This is a genomic window from Paraburkholderia podalyriae, assembly GCF_014397785.1.
In the GTDB taxonomy this organism is placed as follows: domain Bacteria; phylum Pseudomonadota; class Gammaproteobacteria; order Burkholderiales; family Burkholderiaceae; genus Paraburkholderia; species Paraburkholderia podalyriae.
Map to the genome: position 1 here is coordinate 26,296 of NZ_VZQQ01000026.1, position 16,652 is coordinate 42,947.

A 16,652-nucleotide genomic window follows, 5' to 3' on the forward strand; every position below is an offset into this window, starting at 1 on the left:
AGGCCCGGGAGCACGGGCCCGCGAAGCCTTGCTGGTTTTTCGTTATTCGACGTGCTCGCCGTGCAGGCTCACGTCGAGGCCTTCGCGCTCCTGCTCTTCGGTCACGCGGATGCCCATCACCATGTCGATGATCTTCAGCAGCACGAAGCTCACCACGCCGCTGTAGGCCAGCGTCGTCAGCACGCCCTTCGCCTGCAGGATCACGCTGCCGTCCGCGCCGCCGATGTCCTTGACCGCGAACACGCCGGTCAGCAGCGCACCGATGATCCCGCCGATGCAGTGCACGCCGAACGCGTCGAGCGAATCGTCGTAACCGAACTTGTGCTTGAGCCACGTGGCCGCCCAGAAGCAGACCACACCCGCGACGATACCGATCACGAGCGCGCCGAGCGTGCCGACGAAGCCCGACGCGGGCGTCACCGCCACCAGACCCGCGACCGCGCCCGACACGATACCGAGCACCGACGGCTTGCCCTTGGCTGCCCATTCGGCGAACATCCACGCGAGCGCCGCCGCGGCGGTCGCCACCTGCGTCGCGAACATCGCGAAGCCGGCACGGCCGTCCGCTGCCACGGCCGATCCCGCGTTGAAGCCGAACCAGCCGACCCACAGCATCGCGCCACCGATCAGCGTGAGCGTCAGGTTGTGCGGCGCCATGGCTTCCTTGCCATAGCCGACGCGCTTGCCGAGCACCAGACAGCAGACCAGACCCGCGATACCGGCGTTGATGTGCACCACCGTGCCGCCCGCGAAGTCGAGGATGCCCGCGCTAGCCAGCCAGCCGCTCGGTTCCCACACCATGTGCGCGATCGGCGAGTAGACGATGATCGACCACAGCGTCATGAACACCAGCATCGCCGAGAACTTCATGCGGTCCGCGAACGCACCGGTGATCAGCGCCGGCGTGATGATCGCGAAGGTCATCTGGTAGACGAAGTAGACCGTCTCGGGGATCGTCGGCGCGAGATGGCTGACGGTCAGCGTCGTGGCCTTGTCGCCCTTGATGTAGTTCATACCCGTCATGAACACGCGCGAGAAGCCGCCGATGAACGAGCCGCCCGGCGTGAACGCGATGCTGTAGCCGATCACGGTCCAGACGATCGTCACCACACAGGTGATGGCAAAGCTTTGCATCAGCGTCGCGAGCACGTTCTTCTTGCGCACCATGCCGCCGTAGAACAGCGCGAGGCCCGGGATCGTCATGAACAGCACGAGCGCGGTGGAGGTCAGCATCCACGCGGTGTCGCCGGAGTTGATCTTCGACGAATCGACCGAGAACGGCGCAGTCGGGGTGGCCGGCGCGGCGGCGGCGGCGGCCGATGCATCGGCCGCGGCCGGTGCGCTTGCGGCCGGCGCGGCGGACGCATCGGCGGCGGGAGCCGAGGCCGCCGGGGCAGCGGCTGCGGCGGAGGCGTCCGGTGCCGGCGCGCTCGCCGTCGTATCGGCAGCGGAGGCGGCTGCGGGAGCGGACGCATCGTCCGCGAGGGCGGTGCCGACACCGCCCGCGAGCAGCGAGCCGGCCATCAGCAGGGACATCATTAGTTTTCGCATCTTGGTTTTCCTCTTGTCGCTATCCGTATCGCTATGTTCTGATCTTTTACAGTGCGTCCGCGCCGGTCTCGCCGGTGCGGATCCGAATCACCTGCTCGATCGGCGTGACGAAGATCTTGCCGTCGCCGATCTTGCCGGTTCGCGCGGCGCGCTCGAGCGCCTCGATCGCCTGGTCGACGATGTCGTCCGACACCGCCGCTTCGATCTTCACCTTCGGCAGAAAGTCGACGACGTATTCGGCGCCCCGATAGAGCTCGGTGTGGCCCTTCTGCCGTCCGAAACCTTTGACTTCCGTCACCGTGATGCCCGACACGCCGATCGCCGACAAGGCTTCGCGCGCTTCATCCAGCTTGAACGGCTTGATGATTGCGGTAATGAGTTTCATGAAATCCTCGCTAGTTGTTGCTGATCCGTTGCTAACTCGTCGCGTACCGTGATCGCGGTCTCCCGCACCACCGGTAAAAGTGCCCTGGAAGTGCGCGCGGGGCAGTAACAGCAACTTCCATGCCATATTGTGTCAAACTGGGCCTCGCGCGCGTGGCGCAGTGCGCCAGGACGCCCTTGTCCAAACGGCCAGCGACGCGGCGGGCGGTGGCGCGGCGGGGGGATCGTTGCTAGAGTGTTCGAACGTTCTGGCGCGACGGCGCGCACCAAACACGCTCACGCGGCTGCGGGCAGCGCATGCGCCGCGCACCAGGATCGCCCATTCGCCGCAACGGGGCACGGGCGCAACGAAACATGCACTTTTTTTGTGCAGAAAGGGGAACACGATGAAACAACCGAACGACGTTTTCAACGACTTCCAGGCTCGCATCAGCGATCTGTTCAAGAACTCGCCGGCCAAGGATGTCGAGCGCAACGTCAAGGCAATGCTGTCGCAGGGCTTTTCGAAGCTCGATCTCGTCACGCGCGAGGAATTCGATACGCAGACCCAGGTGCTCGTGCGTACGCGCGCGCGCCTCGAGGAACTCGAGCGCCGCGTCGCCGAGCTCGAGCAAAAGCTGCCGCTCGCGCAGACGTCGTAAGCGCTGCTCGCAGCCAAGCTGCGCAGTGCCGCACATCACCGGCAAGCGAGCCGTGACGTCATCAGCGTTTTAGGGACTTTCGCGCGTCGTCAGCGCATCGTCCGACGGGAGAGAATATGTCGCTTGCCGTGGTGCGCAGCCGCGCGCCGGCCGCTGGCCGCGCGCCCGAAGTGACCGTCGAGGTTCACCTCGCCAATGGACTGCCGTCCTTTTCGATCGTCGGCCTGCCCGACCTGGAAGTGCGCGAGAGCCGCGAGCGCGTGCGCGCGGCGCTACAAAACTGCGGTTTCGATTTCCCGGTCCGCCGCATCACAGTCAACCTGGCACCCGCCGATCTGCCGAAAGAATCGGGTCGCTTCGATCTGCCGATTGCGCTCGGCATCCTCGCCGCGAGCGGGCAGATTCCGGCCGAATCGCTGCTCCATCGCGAGTTTGCCGGCGAGCTGTCGCTGACCGGCGCGCTGCGGCCGATGCGCGGCGCGTTCGCGATGGCGTGTGGCACCGCGCGCGGCGCTGTGGCGAGCGCCGGCGCCGCCGACACCGGCGCTTCATCTGAAACGCGTTCCGCGTTGCCGGCCCTCTTCGATCGACCAGCCGGACAACCGTTCCACACCCCACAGCTTTACCTGCCCGCCGCGAGCGCGGCGGAAGCGGCTCTCGTGCCCGGCGTCGACGTATTCGGCGCAGCCGATTTACCGTCGCTATGCGCGCACCTCGCGGGCTCGCTGGACGCGCGTCTGAGCCCGGTCACCGCACCCGCGCCCGGCGAGCACGCCGCCGCCACAGTGCCGGACATGGCCGACGTGATCGGCCAGCGGGCGGCCCGGCGCGCACTCGAAGTCGCCGCGGCCGGCGGTCATCACGCGCTGCTGATCGGGCCGCCCGGCGCCGGCAAGTCGATGCTCGCTGCACGCCTGCCCGGCCTGCTGCCACCGATGACCGACGACGAAGCGCTCGCCTCCGCCGCGTTGCAGTCTGCGAGCCGGATCGGCTTCAGGCCGTCGCAGTGGCGGCAGCGGCCGTTTCGCGCGCCGCACCATTCGTCGAGCGCGGCGGCGCTGGTCGGCGGACGCAATCCGCCGCAGCCCGGCGAGATTACGCTCGCGCATCTGGGCGTGCTCTTTCTGGACGAGCTTCCCGAATTCGATCGTGTGGTGCTCGAAACGCTGCGCGAGCCGCTCGAAGCCGGCCGCATCACGATTTCGCGCGCCGCCTGGCAAGCGGACTTCCCCGCCGCCTGCCAACTGATCGCCGCAATGAACCCGTGCCCGTGCGGCTGGCGCGGCGATCCGGGCGGGCGCTGCCGCTGCACGCCGGAAGTTGCCGCGCGCTATCTGCGTAAATTGTCGGGCCCGCTGCTCGACCGCATCGACATCCAGCTCGAAATTCCGGCGCTGACCGCCGCCGAACTCGCGGCCCGCGCCGCCACCGCTGGCGAAGCGAGCGCGGCGATCGCACAGCGCGTGAGCGCCGCACGCGAGCGGCAACTCGCCCGGCAAGGCAAGACCAACCGCGAGCTGGACGGACGCGAAGTCGACGATGTGTGCCGCCCGGACGCATCGGGCGAAGCGCTGCTGCGCGAAGCGGGCGAGCGCTTCGGCTGGTCGGCGCGGGCGTACTACCGGGTGCTGAAGGTCACGCGCACCGTCGCGGACCTGGCTGGCGCGGCAATGCCGAGCGCCGCGCAAGTCGCCGAGGCGATTCAATACCGCCGCGCTTTTGGCTCGTTATGAGGAGAAAAATCTGCTGTCAAGTCTTGACTTATTCACACGCCCGCGATCCTGATAGATTTTGATACAACTCAATGGCGCGCGGACGGGCATCCCGCGAAGCCATTGATTTTATTGACTTTTAAAATACCCCACGCTCGCCGAATTTGACGAAAGGCCCCGCCCGATGGGCTTTTGCCGCCAGTAAGGCCGACTTCTCAACAGAGTTATCCACAGGCCGCGCGGGCAACTCGAAAACCTCAACGTAAACCGGCAATTAGCGCGCAAACCTGCGAATGAACTTTCACTGCGTTCCACCCTCTAGGTGCGCCCGATCGGCCAAAAATACCGCGATTAGTGCAGTTGGAAAGACGAAAAGAATTGATCCACCTGGTCTTCCGGCAGCGGTTGATCGGCGATGATCGCCGCCTGGTACACGTGCCGGCCGCGCGCGACGAGCCGCGCATACACGGTGCGCGTCTCGTGTTTGGCGCCCGCCGCGCCGCTCACCGTCATCTCCAGGCCTGGTGTCTTGCCGCCCGCCGCCAGCGGGATCTGCACTGCATGAGCCTCTGGCGTTGCGCCGACGTTGCGCGCCAATCCCGCGCGCAGGAAATCAAGCGCGGCGCGCTGCGTCGCGTCACTGTCGTCGGGCAGCATCACGGTGCCGACCGCGAATACGGCATTGCCGGCTTCGGCAGTCTGCATCGCCATCTGCATCGGCGTGCCGTCGATTTGCACCGCGCGCCGATCGTTGCCCGGCTTGGCCGGGAAGTCGACCGTGTAGCCGTTGTCGTTGTTCATCACCGTGCGCCAGTCGAAAGTCGGCGAGCAGGCGCTGAGCGCGACGCCGAGAGCCAGCGCGGCCGCCGCTGCGCCGATCGCGGTTCGGCCACGGCCAGGCGGCGTGAAGGCACGAGGAAAAGGACTCACCGACAAGAAGACGCCCGCGCGGCGGGCGGACAATCGGCTGATCAACGGAAGACGGCACGAAACGCGGGCAATTAAACAGCAGACGCGAAGAACGGTTCGGAGCATGTGACGAAAGATCGGGCTTGCGGAGCGCAAAGTGTCATTATCCGCTGATCGGGCCGCCGGGCCGGCGCGCGATTTCGGCGCAATCGCCGCCTTGGCGCTACAATACAAACGCTATTCAGCATCGGCCCGAGCGCCATCGCATCGACCCATTGTTCCGCGCCGCGCGCGACTCACGAGGTTCCGTTCATGAGTTCCAATTCACCGACCGCCGCCCGGCGCACGAACCCACTTCGCTACCTGATTGCGGCGGCCGTGGCCATCGCGCTCGCCGTCGCCGGTTACTTCGCGTTTGCCGGCCAGCAGCGCGTCCCCGATGCAAGCTTCACGCTGCTGTCGGGGCAGAAGCTCACGACCGCGGACCTGAAAGGCAAGGTTTATCTCGTCAACTTCTGGGCGACGAACTGCGACACCTGCATGAAGGAAATGCCGCAGATGGTCGAGACTTATAACCGCTTCAAGGGCCAGGGCCTCGAATTCGTCGCAGTGGCGATGAACTACGACGCGCCGATGTACGTGACCAACTACGCGCAAACGCGTCAGCTGCCGTTCAAGGTCGCCATGGACGACGGCTCGGCCGCCAGGCAGTTCGGCAACGTGCAACTCACGCCGACCACCTTCGTCGTCGATAAAGACGGCAGGATCCTGAAGCGCTATGTCGGCGAGCCGCAGTTCGCGGAACTCGACCAGTTGCTCGCGAAGGCGCTGAAGGCTAGCGCGGCTTAAGCCGGGTCAAGCAGATCCGCACGCGCCGGCGCACTCTCCCGCCGCCGGCGTCACCCCTCCTCACCGCTCCCCCTCCCCCTTGGCCGCGAGGCCATATCGCTTGATCTTTTCGTAGAGCGTCGCCTTGCCGAGCTGCAGACGGTCCGCCGCGACCGCGACCACGCCGCCCGCCTGCTCCAACGCCTCGGCGATCATCGCGCGTTCGAACTGCTCGACACGCTCCTTCAGCGGGTGCGTGGCCTCGCCGTCATCGGCGAAGGACAGCACCGGTTCGTCGGCGATGCCGAGCACGAAGCGGTCGGCGGCATTGCGAAGTTCCCGCACGTTGCCCGGCCAGTCGCGCTGCATCAGACTCGCACGCTGCCGATCGGTCAGCATCGGCGCCGGCCGCTGATAACGGACGGCCGCATCGAGCAGGAAATGCTCGAACAGCGGCACGATGTCCTCGCGACGCTCGCTCAAAGGCGGCAGCGCGATCGTCACCACGTTGAGACGATAGAGCAGGTCGCGCCGGAACGAGCCATCCGCGACATGCTCCGCCATGTCGCCTTTCGCGGCCGCGATCACGCGGCAATTGACGCGAATCGGCTGATTCGAACCGAGCCGTTCCAGCACGCCGTCCTGCAGCACGCGCAGCAGCTTGACCTGCAGCGCGAGCGGCATGCTCTCGATCTCGTCGAGAAACAGCGTGCCGCCCGACGCATGTTCGAGCTTGCCGATCCGCCGTTTGGCCGCGCCGGTGAACGCGCCCGGTTCGTAGCCGAACATCTCCGATTCGAACATCGGCTCGGGCAGCGCACCGCAGTTCACCGCGATGAACGGCTTGTCGCGCCGCGGCGACAGCTCGTGCAAGCTGCGCGCGATCAGCTCCTTGCCCGCGCCGGTATCGCCGTTGATCAACACGGACGCATCGGTCGGCGCCACGTTGGCGATCAGCCGCCGCACCTGCTCGATCGCCGGACTGCGGCCGATGATGCGCGGCGCAACCGCGTTCTGCCCGGCCAGTTCACGGCGCAGCGCGAGGTTTTCGAGCACGAGCGTCCGGCGCTCCAGCGCGCGCCGCACGGCTTCGATCAGCCGCTCCGACGCAAACGGCTTTTCGATGAAGTCGTAGGCGCCGTCGCGCATCGCCTGCACGGCCATCGAGATATCGCCGTGGCCGGTGACCAGAATCACCGGCATGTCGGGCGCGCGCTCGTGGCACTGCGCGAGCAGATCGAGACCGCTCGCGCCGGGCAGCCGGATATCGCTGACGATCACGCCGGAAAAGTCGGCACTGATCAGCTTCGCCGCCGCCTCGACCGACGCAAGGCCGATCACGTCGAAGCCAGCCAGTTGCAGGCTCTGCACGCTCGCGCGCCGCACCAGTTCGTCGTCTTCGATATACAGCACTTGCAGGCCGTCGTTCATTGCGTGTTCCGGGTGATGCTTCGGGGTGAAATCAGGAGCCCGCGGTCAGCGGATCGTGCGAGGGGCTCGACTGCACGCGAGCGCGACGCAGCGTCAACACGAATAATGCACCGCCTTGCGGCGCGTTGCGCGCGGCCAGCGAGCCGCCGCAATCACGCGCGATCGACGATGAAATCGCGAGGCCGAGGCCGAGCCCCTGACCCATTTCCTTCGTCGTGAAGAACGGCTCGAAGAGATGCGGCAGCACGTCGTCGGGGATGCCGGGGCCGTTGTCGCCGACCGCGATCGACAGGTTCGCGTCGCCGGCCGCGACCTCGACCGTGATGCGCGGCGGGTTGATGCCGGCGGTCGCATCGAGCGCGTTGCCGAGCAGGTTGATCAGCACCTGTTCGAGTCGCAGATCGTCGCAATTCGCGACCAGCTCCAGATGATCGTCGGCGAGATTCAGCGGTGCGCGCGCGCGGCCTGCCGCATCGGCGGCCGCGGTGTCGGTGCCGGCCCTGGCATCGATCAGCACGAACTCGAGCTCGACGCCCTGCAGCCGCTTCTGCAGCAACCCGACGACGTTGCGCAGCGCCCGCACGATCGACGCGCGCGCGCTGCGCGGCCGCGCGCGGCCGACGAACAGCTTCAGCTGGTTCGTGATCTTGCCCATGCGCTCGGTGAGCGCCGCGATCGCTTCGAGATTCTCGCGCGCCGATGCCTGATCGCCGCGTTCGAGCAGCACGCGCGTGTTGTCCGAGAAACTGCGCAGCGCGGCGAGCGGCTGGTTCAGCTCGTGCGTGATGCCGGCCGCCATTTGACCGAGCGCGGCGAGCTTGCTCGCCTGGATCAGCTCGTCGTGCGCGGCGCGCAGCTCCTGTTCGGCGCGGGTGCGCTCGGCGACTTCCCTGTGCAACTGCTCGTTCGCCTCGGACAGATCGGCGGTGCGCTCGGCGACGCGCTCGTTCAGCTCGGCATACGCTTTTTGCAGCAGCGCGCGGCTGCGCATCATTTCGCGCAGCCGCGCGCGCCGCATGCGCCAGTAGAACGCGAGCAGCACCAGCGACACATAGCCGAAGCCGGTGACGATGGTCGCCTTGCGCGCGTCGGCATCGACTGGATCGACCGGTGACATCGTGATCAGATGCCAGTCCGGCTCGCCCATGGCGTGCCGCGACGCGAGGTAGCGCGGCGCGGAGCGCCCGCCGCCGACGCGCAGGATCTGCGCATTGCCTTTTAGGATGCGCTCGACCGCCACCGGCAGCGGCTCGATCGGCTGCTGCGCGTACTGGCGCGCCTGGTAGATCGAATTGGCGATCTGGCCGGGCAGCGGCCGGATCGTGTGGTACTTCCATGCCGGCACCGACGACAGGAAGATCACGCCATGATCGTCGGTGACGACGAGCGGCTCGGACGCGTCGGCGCCCTGAAACCATTCGAGATCGAGCTTGACGACCGCCACACCGACGATCTTGCCGTCGCGCCGCACCGGCTGCGAGATGTAATAGCCGGGCGCCTGCGAAATCGTGCCGATGCCGAAGAAGCGGCCGACACCGCCCTTCACCGCATCGACGAAATACGGCCGGAACTGATAGCCCGCGCCGACGAAGCTGCCCGGCCCGCGCCAGTTGCTCGCGGCGACGCAGTAGCCGTCGAGCGAAATGACGTAGGTGACCGTCGCGCGCGCGTGGCGGTTCAGATCCTCGAGATAGAGATTCGCGCGCGCGGCGTTGGCGGGCGTCGGATCGATCAGCACGTCCTGCACGATCGGATGCTCGGCGAGCAGATAAGGCAGCGATTCGTAGCGCTCGAGTGTGCTCTTCAGCACGCTCGCGGTGCGCTCGGCGCGCACCGCGGCATTGCGCCGCAGCGTGTCGACGCCGCTTTTCCACGCGAGGCTGTAGGTGAGCCAGCATGCCGCCGCGAGCCCGGCTGCGAGCGCGAAGAGAATCAGCAGGCGGCGGGTCACGTTGGCAAGGTCCGGTCGATGGGGATCGGACATTGTGGCATAGGGCGGCAAGGGCTCGCCGCGAGATGCGTCGCGGGCTGGGCCGCGGGTTGCGCTGGCAGTCTCGCCAAAGGTAAGCGCCGAAGGCCCCGGTGCGGCCGGAGCAACAGCAGACGCCTCGGGAGGACGCGCGGACGCCGGATTCATCAGCAAGCGTCCGCGCTAATCACGACAAGGTCGGCGAGGCGCGGCTCAAACGCCGGCCGGCTCTTTGACCGCCACCTCGCCGCGCAGCACCTTGTTCAGCTTGCTGCGATCGAGTTCCTTCTCCCAGGCCGACACGACGACCGTCGCGACACCGTTGCCGACGATGTTCGTCAGCGCGCGGCATTCGCTCATGAAACGGTCGATGCCAAGAATCAGCACCATGCCCGACAGCGGAATCGTCGGCACGACGGCAAGCGTCGCCGCGAGTGTGATGAAGCCCGCGCCGGTCACGCCGCTCGCGCCCTTCGAGGTCAGCATCGTCACTGCGAGCAGCGTCAGCTGCTGGCCCCAGGTGAGGTCGATGTTGGTCGCCTGGGCGATGAACAGCACCGCCATCGTCATGTAAATGTTGGTGCCGTCGAGGTTGAACGAGTAGCCGGTCGGCACCACGAGGCCCACCACCGAGCGCGAGCAGCCGAGATTTTCCAGCTTCAGCATCAGCTGCGGCAGCGCGGCTTCGGACGAGCTCGTGCCGAGCACGATCAGCATTTCCTCCTTGATGTACGCAACGAAACGCAGGATGTTGAAGCCCACCATCCGCGCGATCGCGCCGAGCACCACCACCACGAACACGATCGAGGTCAGATAGAACGTGCCGACCAGCTTGAGCATCGGCAACAGCGAGCCGATGCCGTACTTGCCGATCGTGAAGGCCATCGCGCCGAACGCGCCGATCGGCGCGAGCTTCGTGATGATGCGCACCATGCCGAACAGGATGTGCGAGATCCCTTCGATGATGTTCATTACGGGCTTGCCCTTCTCACCGGCCGTCGCGAGCACCGCGCCGAACAGCAGCGCGATCAACAGGATCTGCAGGATCTCGCCCTGCGCGAACGCCGACGTGATCGTGTCCGGAATGATGTGCATGAAGAAGTCGACCGTCGACTGGCCGTGTGCCTTCGCTGCATACGACGCGACCGCGCGGCTGTCGAGCAAAGCCGGGTCGACGTTGAAGCCGGCGCCGGGTCGCAGCAGGTGCGTGGCGGCGAGGCCGAGCACCAGCGCGAACGTCGACACGATTTCGAAATACAACAGCGCCTTGCCGCCCACGCGTCCGACCTTCTTCATGTCCTCCATGCCGGCGATGCCTGTCACGACCGTGCAGAAGATGATCGGCCCGATCACCATCTTGATCAGCTTGATAAAGCCGTCGCCGAGCGGCTTCATGTCGACGGCGAGGTTCGGGTAGAAATGCCCCAGTACGATACCGATGATGATCGCCACGATCACCTGGACGTACAGCACTTTATGGATAGGTTTCTTCACGATAGTTCCTGCGAGGGGAAATGAGCTGATGAGCCGCCGCGAGGCGCGACACGCGAACGAAACGTCGTCGCGCGGGCGCCCGTTAGCGGACCGCTGCAAGACGACGAATTCAGAAATACCGGGAAGGGAAATCGGACATCGTTGTCTCCTTGCTTTTTTGTCGGGCCGTGGCGGCCACGCGCTTTGTTTCGCAAGGTCGATGCCAGTTCGATATCGACCATGGAGGCTTGATTCTTATGGGTTTTCCGGCAAGGCTCGGCGCGCGTCGTCCGGGTTTCCGGAAATCCGGACGACCGCTGTCGGGGAATCCGGAATCCGATGCGCGCGCGATTGGAAACCCGCAAGGGTTTGCGCGCAGCTTGCGAGCGCGAGGTCAGGTCAACAGGTCGATGCGATCCGTGCAGATCATGTCGACACCCCATTGTGCGAGCAACCGCGCGCGCGTCGGGTCGTTCACCGTATAGGCGAGCACGCGCAGCCCGCTCGCGCGGATCTGCGCGACCAGCGGCTCACTCAGATAACGGTGACTCGCGTGCAGGGACACGCAGTCGAGTTCGCTCACGATGCGCAGCCAGTCCGCCGGCACCTGCTCGAACAGCATGCCGCGCGGCAGCGACGGCGCGGCATCGCGCGCGGCGGCGAGCGCGTCGAACGAAAACGACGACAACAGCGGCGGCGTCCGCCCTTGCCACAGCGCGAGCGCGCCTTGGGCGACCAGCGTGCCGGTGATCACTTCGCGGCCCGGACACGGCTTGATCTCGATGTTCGCGGCGATGCCGTCGCGCGCGCAACGCTCGGCTGCGTCGGCCAGCGTTGGCAGCCGTGTGCCGACGAACTCCGCACCGCGCCACGCGCCGGCATCTAGTGCGACGAGTTCCGGCCATGTGTGCGCGGCCGCCGGCCCGTGGCCGTTGGTCGTGCGATCGAGCGTGTCGTCGTGCAGCAGAAACAGCACATTGTCGGCGGACAGCTTCGCGTCGAACTCGACCATGCGATAGCCGTAGCGCACGCACGCGTCGAAACCGGCCGACGTGTTTTCCGGCGCGAGCGTACCGCCGCAGCGATGGGCGACCAGCCGCGGATAAGGCCATGGTGCGGAGCTCCCGCGATCGATCCCAGTTGCCACGTGTCGCTTCCTTGCTGATAGAACAGCGGTTCAAGTAAAAAGCCCGCACATCGGCGGGCTTTTTCGATTTTGCGAGCGTGAAGCGAGGCGCCGCGCGTCAGACTACGCCGGCTCCATGCGCCTGCACGTCGGCGTGATAGCTCGAACGAACCATTGCACCCACCGCGGCGTGCGTGAAACCCATCTTGTACGCCTCTTCCTCGTACATCTTGAAGGTGTCCGGATGCACGTACGTGCGCACCGGCAGGTGGTGCTCCGACGGCTGAAGGTACTGGCCGATCGTCAGCATGTCGACGTCGTGCTCGCGCAGATCGCGCATCACCTGCAGGATTTCCTCTTCGGTTTCGCCGAGACCGACCATCAGGCCTGATTTGGTCGCGACGTGCGGATGCAGCGCCTTGAAGTCTTTCAGCAGCTTCAGCGAATGCGCGTAGTCCGACCCCGGGCGCGCTTCCTTGTACAGACGCGGCACCGTTTCGAGGTTGTGATTCATCACGTCGGGCGGCGCGGCGTTCAGGATACCGAGCGCGCGATCGAGGCGGCCGCGGAAATCCGGCGTCAGGATTTCGATGCGAGTTTCTGGCGACAGCTCGCGCGTCTGACGAATACACTCGACGAAGTGCGCCGCACCGCCGTCGCGCAGATCGTCACGGTCGACGCTAGTAATCACGACGTATTTCAGCTTCAGCGCCGCAATGGTGCGTGCGAGGTTGGCTGGTTCGTCGGCGTCGAGCGGATCGGGACGACCGTGGCCGACGTCACAGAACGGGCAGCGGCGCGTGCACTTGTCGCCCATGATCATGAAGGTCGCGGTGCCCTTGCCGAAACATTCGCCGATGTTCGGGCAGCTCGCTTCTTCACACACCGTATGCAGGTTGTGCTCGCGCAGGATCTGCTTGATCTCGTAGAAGCGCGAATTGCCGGTGGCCGCCTTCACGCGGATCCATTCCGGCTTCTTCAGCTTTTCGATCGGGACGACCTTGATCGGGATGCGCGCGGTCTTGGCTTGCGCTTTCTGCTTCGCGGTGGCGTCGTAGGCGGCGGGGGCCGGCACGCCTTCGGGCGCGAGGGTGGCTGCTGCGGGGTTCGCGGTTACGTCAGTCATTCGTTCGATCCAGTCAGGCGGTGAGCGCACCGGCCTGCGGTTGGGCGACGGCCGCGGGATTGCCGTCGAGGTTTGCGGTGAGGCTTGCTGCGAGTGTGCGGGCCACGTCGTCCCAGCCGGCGGCGACGCCGAGTGTCGCCATGTCGACTGTTTCGAGCCCCGCGTAGCCGCATGGATTGATCGCCAGAAACGGTCGCAGGTCCATGTTCACGTTCAGACTGACGCCGTGATAGCTGCAGCCATTGCGGATTTTCAGGCCAAGCGCCGCGATCTTGGCGCCGGCATGCGGCCCGGCGTCGCGCCCGGGCGCCACGTAGATGCCGGGGGCGCCCGCCTTGCGTTCTCCGGCGAGATTATACGCCGCCAGGGTGTCGATCACGGCCTGCTCGATCCGCGTGACGAGTTCGCGCACCATCAGCTTGCGCCGGCGCAGGTCGAGCAGCAGATAAGCGACCACCTGTCCGGGGCCGTGATAAGTGATTTGCCCGCCGCGGTCGACCTTGACGAGGGGAATGTCGCTGTCGGCCGCGAGCAGGTGGGCCGGATCGCCGGCCTGGCCGAGCGTGAAGACGGGCGGATGTTCGACGAGCCAGATCTCGTCGGGGGTGTCGGCGGTGCGGGCGTCGGTGAACGCGCGCATCGCGTCGAAACTGGCTTCGTAGGGTTCGCGGCCGAGCCAGCGCAGCTTGGGCGGCTCGATGGCAGGCGAAGGGGTCGGAGAAACCGGGGCGGCGCACATGATTTCGGGAGTTTACCGAAATCTGCGAAACCGCGCCCGAGCGCACCGGGAACCAGGACAGCGCAGCCCGAACGCAGCCGGCATGCCGCAGGCCCCGTCGCGTCATGCGCGGCTTTGGCGCCGCGCCACCTTCAAACCGTGCGCCAGCCGCCGCGCACGCGCATCATCCAGCGTTCCCCGATGCGCGCGAGCCAGTTCAGCGCGCGCTCGTCGCGGCGCGTCGGCACCGAGAACGCAACCTTCGCGAACGTGGCGCCCTCGGCGCTGAGCCAGAGCCGCTCGCCGCGCCGCAGATGCAGCGTCTGACCCGGCTGCAGCCAGTAGTCCATCGTGTCGTCGCTGCGTGTGAGCCACACCGCGCCGCCATGCACTCGCAGCTTGGTGCTGCGCGCCACCTTCAGCGGCAGCGTGTCGCCAGTGCGGATTTCATACGCAATGCTAGAGGAAATTTCTCGCATAATGCCCTCGCCAAAAATCGTTTCATGACTAGAATCCTAGGTGCACCAAGGACTTGGGCAAAACGATCAATTTTCACGGCTATGTGAGAAATATTACGATGGATCTTCGTCAACTCCCCGCGCTGAACGCGATCAAGGCGTTCGAAGCCGCCGCTCGCCACGAGAGCTTTTCGCGCGCCGCCGACGAGCTGTTCGTCACGCACGGCGCGGTCAGCCACCAGATCCGCGCGCTCGAGGCCGAGCTTGGCGTGTCGCTGTTCGCGCGCGACGGCAAGCGCGTGCGCCTCACCGAAACCGGCCGCCGCTACGCCGCCCAGGTGCGCGCCGCGCTGACGGAGCTCGCCGACGCGACCCGCGCGATCCGCGCCAGCGACCGTGAGCGGCGCCTCGTGGTGTCGATGTTGTCGTCGTTCGCGGCGCGCTGGGTGACGCCACGCATCGGCAGCTTTATCGAGACGCATCCACAGTGGGATCTCGAGCTGCTGTCCACCAATGCGCTGACGGACTTCGCGCGCGACGACGTCGACGTCGCGATCCGCTTCGGCTTGGGCAAATATCCGGGGCTGCACGCGGAGCTGCTGCTCGACGAGATTTTCTTCCCGGCCTGCTCGCCCAACTTCAACGGCGGCAAGCTGCCGCAAACCCCGGCCGATCTCGCCAAAGTCCCGCTGCTGCGCTCCGCCGACGAACTATGGCGCCCGTGGTTCGACGCCGCCGGCCTCGCCGACTGGCCCGAGCCGAAGCGCGGTGTACTGTACCAGGATTCGTCGAATCTGCTGCAGGCGGCCGTCGACGGTCAGGGGGTCGCGCTGACGCGCCGCTCGCTCGCGATGCACGAAATCGCGTCAGGCCGGCTCGTGCGGCTGTTCGATGTGGATGGGCCAAGCCCGTGGCAATACTATTTCATCTGCCTGCCGCAAACGCTGGAGACCGCGCGGGTCAAGGCGTTTCGCGACTGGGTGTTCGACGAGGTGACACGTTTCAGGCAGCTGTTCGATCTCGCCTGTGAGGCGGGTCCCGCGGCGACTGCGCGCCTCGCGGCGGAGCAAACGCCGGCGGACGCGTTGCGCGTCGCGCCGTGAGGTGACAGATCGCGCGCTGTTACAGCACGACCTTGACCATCGGATGGCCGGTCAGCGCACGATAGATGTCGTCGAGGTGCGCGCGGCTCGTCGCGCGCACGTGGACGGTCAGCCCCGTGTACGTGCCGCTGCTCGACGGCCGCGTCTCGACGCGCGACGCATCGACATCGCCGTCGAACTGACGCACCACTTCGACGATCGTCGCGGCAAACTCGGGGTGCGATTTGCCCATGATCTTGATCGGGAAATCGCAGGGGAAGTCAAACAGTGAGTCGTTCTCGAGATTCATTCTCTACTCCTTCTTGCTCCGCGCTAGCTGCCGCTGCCTTGGCTCGCTGATACGCCGCGTGCAGCGCCGCAAACACCGCGCCCGGCCGGCCCGCGCCAACCGGTGCGCCGTCGAGCCGCGTGACTGGCAGCACTTCCTTGGTCGCCGAGCTGACGATGATTTCATCGGCCGCGCGCACTTGCGCTTCGGTGATGTCGCGCGCCTCGAACCGAATGCCGCATTCGGCCGTCAGCTCCTCGATGAGCCCATAGCGGATCCCTTCGAGAATCTTGTTGCTGCGCGGCGGCGCGGCCAGCACGCCATTCTTCACGATCCACACGTTCGACGACGCCCCTTCGGTCAGCAAACCATCGCGGAACTGCAGGGTCTCGAAGGCGTCGTTTTCGGCCGCGTATTGGGCCATCAGCACGTTGCCGAGCAGCGACACCGACTTGATGTCGCAATTGAGCCAGCGACGATCTTCGGCGCTCACGCACGCGACACCGCTCGACCGCTGCGCGGCGTCGGGTAGATTCAGCGCGGTCACCATCACGAACACGGTCGGCTTCACGCCGGACGGAAACGCGTGAGCGCGCTTCGCGACGCCGCGCGTGACCTGGATATACGCGATCGCGTCCTGATCGGCACGCAAGCCGCCGTTCGTTTCGTTGGCCTCGACCACGCGTGCGATCAGCTCGCGCCAGCCGGCGTCGTCGAGCGGATTGGCGATGCCGATCTTGCCGACCGAGCGCGCGAGACGCGCCAGATGCTGCTTCAGACGAAACGCGGTGCGGCGTCCACTCGCGTGCGCGTACAACGGCGCAACTTCGTAAATGCCGTCGCCGAAAATGAAGCCGCGGTCGAGCACCGGCACGCGCGCTTCGGACAGCGGCACCAGTTCGCCGTTCAGATAAACGATCGGGTCCGACGAAACATCGGAGACAGCGGTCATTGC

Annotated in this window: 16 protein-coding genes; 4 read left to right on the top strand and 12 right to left on the bottom strand. The window is 66.2% G+C overall.

Translation table 11 applies throughout. The features are described from left to right. Window positions 1-42: 42 nt before the first annotated feature. Together F6X42_RS25960 and F6X42_RS25965 are read right to left on the bottom strand one after the other, a co-directional pair. Window positions 43-1,551 carry an ammonium transporter gene (locus tag F6X42_RS25960; protein WP_187636933.1) on the bottom strand — a complete coding sequence of 503 codons (1,509 nt, stop codon included), beginning with the start codon at window positions 1,549-1,551 and terminating at the stop codon, window positions 43-45. A gap of 46 nt (window positions 1,552-1,597) precedes the next feature. Next, window positions 1,598-1,936 (bottom strand): P-II family nitrogen regulator, encoded by a 339-nt coding sequence (locus tag F6X42_RS25965; RefSeq protein WP_006048089.1) that lies wholly within the window; start codon window positions 1,934-1,936, stop codon window positions 1,598-1,600. A 385-nt stretch (window positions 1,937-2,321) separates the two neighbouring features. Between F6X42_RS25965 and F6X42_RS25970 the strand changes: the two genes are divergently transcribed. Both F6X42_RS25970 and F6X42_RS25975 read left to right on the top strand, forming a co-directional pair. After that, window positions 2,322-2,576: an accessory factor UbiK family protein gene (locus F6X42_RS25970; protein ID WP_187636934.1), complete on the top strand. Its 255-nt coding sequence runs from the start codon at window positions 2,322-2,324 to the stop codon at window positions 2,574-2,576. Between the two features lie 116 nt (window positions 2,577-2,692). Next, window positions 2,693-4,309: a YifB family Mg chelatase-like AAA ATPase gene (locus F6X42_RS25975; RefSeq protein ID WP_187636935.1), complete on the top strand. Its 1,617-nt coding sequence runs from the start codon at window positions 2,693-2,695 to the stop codon at window positions 4,307-4,309. Between the two features lie 330 nt (window positions 4,310-4,639). On the opposite strand, the gene F6X42_RS25980 is transcribed toward F6X42_RS25975, so the two are convergent. Then, on the bottom strand, window positions 4,640-5,323 hold the full coding sequence (locus F6X42_RS25980) for a hypothetical protein (protein ID WP_187636936.1): 684 nt from the start codon (window positions 5,321-5,323) through the stop codon (window positions 4,640-4,642). A gap of 186 nt (window positions 5,324-5,509) precedes the next feature. On the opposite strand from F6X42_RS25980, the gene F6X42_RS25985 reads away from it, so the two are divergent. Continuing rightward, on the top strand, window positions 5,510-6,046 hold the full coding sequence (locus F6X42_RS25985; RefSeq protein ID WP_187636937.1) for a TlpA disulfide reductase family protein: 537 nt from the start codon (window positions 5,510-5,512) through the stop codon (window positions 6,044-6,046). 60 nt (window positions 6,047-6,106) lie between these two features. Here F6X42_RS25985 and F6X42_RS25990 read toward each other — a convergent pair whose 3' ends face one another. The 7 genes from F6X42_RS25990 to F6X42_RS26020 all read right to left on the bottom strand — a co-directional run bounded on the left by F6X42_RS25990 (window position 6,107) and on the right by F6X42_RS26020 (window position 14,347). Beyond that, window positions 6,107-7,456: a sigma-54-dependent transcriptional regulator gene (locus F6X42_RS25990; RefSeq protein ID WP_187636938.1), complete on the bottom strand. Its 1,350-nt coding sequence runs from the start codon at window positions 7,454-7,456 to the stop codon at window positions 6,107-6,109. A gap of 31 nt (window positions 7,457-7,487) precedes the next feature. After that, window positions 7,488-9,593 (bottom strand): sensor histidine kinase, encoded by a 2,106-nt coding sequence (locus F6X42_RS25995; RefSeq protein ID WP_187636939.1) that lies wholly within the window; start codon window positions 9,591-9,593, stop codon window positions 7,488-7,490. A 45-nt stretch (window positions 9,594-9,638) separates the two neighbouring features. Next, entirely contained in the window at window positions 9,639-10,919 is a 1,281-nt protein-coding gene (locus F6X42_RS26000; protein WP_187636940.1) for a dicarboxylate/amino acid:cation symporter, read from the bottom strand. Window positions 10,920-11,292: 373 nt separating this feature from the next. Further along, a complete protein-coding gene (ugpQ, locus tag F6X42_RS26005; protein ID WP_187636941.1) occupies window positions 11,293-12,045 on the bottom strand; it encodes a glycerophosphodiester phosphodiesterase in 753 nt (250 codons plus the stop codon). Between the two features lie 97 nt (window positions 12,046-12,142). After that, window positions 12,143-13,150: a lipoyl synthase gene (gene lipA / locus F6X42_RS26010; RefSeq protein WP_187636942.1), complete on the bottom strand. Its 1,008-nt coding sequence runs from the start codon at window positions 13,148-13,150 to the stop codon at window positions 12,143-12,145. Window positions 13,151-13,163: 13 nt separating this feature from the next. Then, on the bottom strand, window positions 13,164-13,889 hold the full coding sequence (lipB, locus tag F6X42_RS26015; RefSeq protein WP_187636943.1) for a lipoyl(octanoyl) transferase LipB: 726 nt from the start codon (window positions 13,887-13,889) through the stop codon (window positions 13,164-13,166). Between the two features lie 131 nt (window positions 13,890-14,020). Next, window positions 14,021-14,347, bottom strand: a complete 327-nt coding sequence (locus F6X42_RS26020) for a DUF2917 domain-containing protein (protein ID WP_187636944.1) — start codon at window positions 14,345-14,347, stop codon at window positions 14,021-14,023. A gap of 98 nt (window positions 14,348-14,445) precedes the next feature. Here F6X42_RS26020 and F6X42_RS26025 point away from each other — a divergent pair, with 98 nt between their 5' ends. Beyond that, window positions 14,446-15,429 (top strand): transcriptional regulator GcvA, encoded by a 984-nt coding sequence (locus tag F6X42_RS26025; RefSeq protein WP_187636945.1) that lies wholly within the window; start codon window positions 14,446-14,448, stop codon window positions 15,427-15,429. Between the two features lie 19 nt (window positions 15,430-15,448). Here F6X42_RS26025 and F6X42_RS26030 read toward each other — a convergent pair whose 3' ends face one another. Then, window positions 15,449-15,718, bottom strand: coding sequence for a DUF493 family protein (locus F6X42_RS26030; protein ID WP_187636946.1), 270 nt, complete (start codon window positions 15,716-15,718; stop codon window positions 15,449-15,451). Further along, window positions 15,690-16,649, bottom strand: coding sequence for a D-amino acid aminotransferase (locus F6X42_RS26035; protein WP_187636947.1), 960 nt, complete (start codon window positions 16,647-16,649; stop codon window positions 15,690-15,692). Before F6X42_RS26035 ends, F6X42_RS26030 begins: the two co-directional genes overlap by 29 nt. Between the last annotated feature and the right edge of the window lie 3 nt (window positions 16,650-16,652).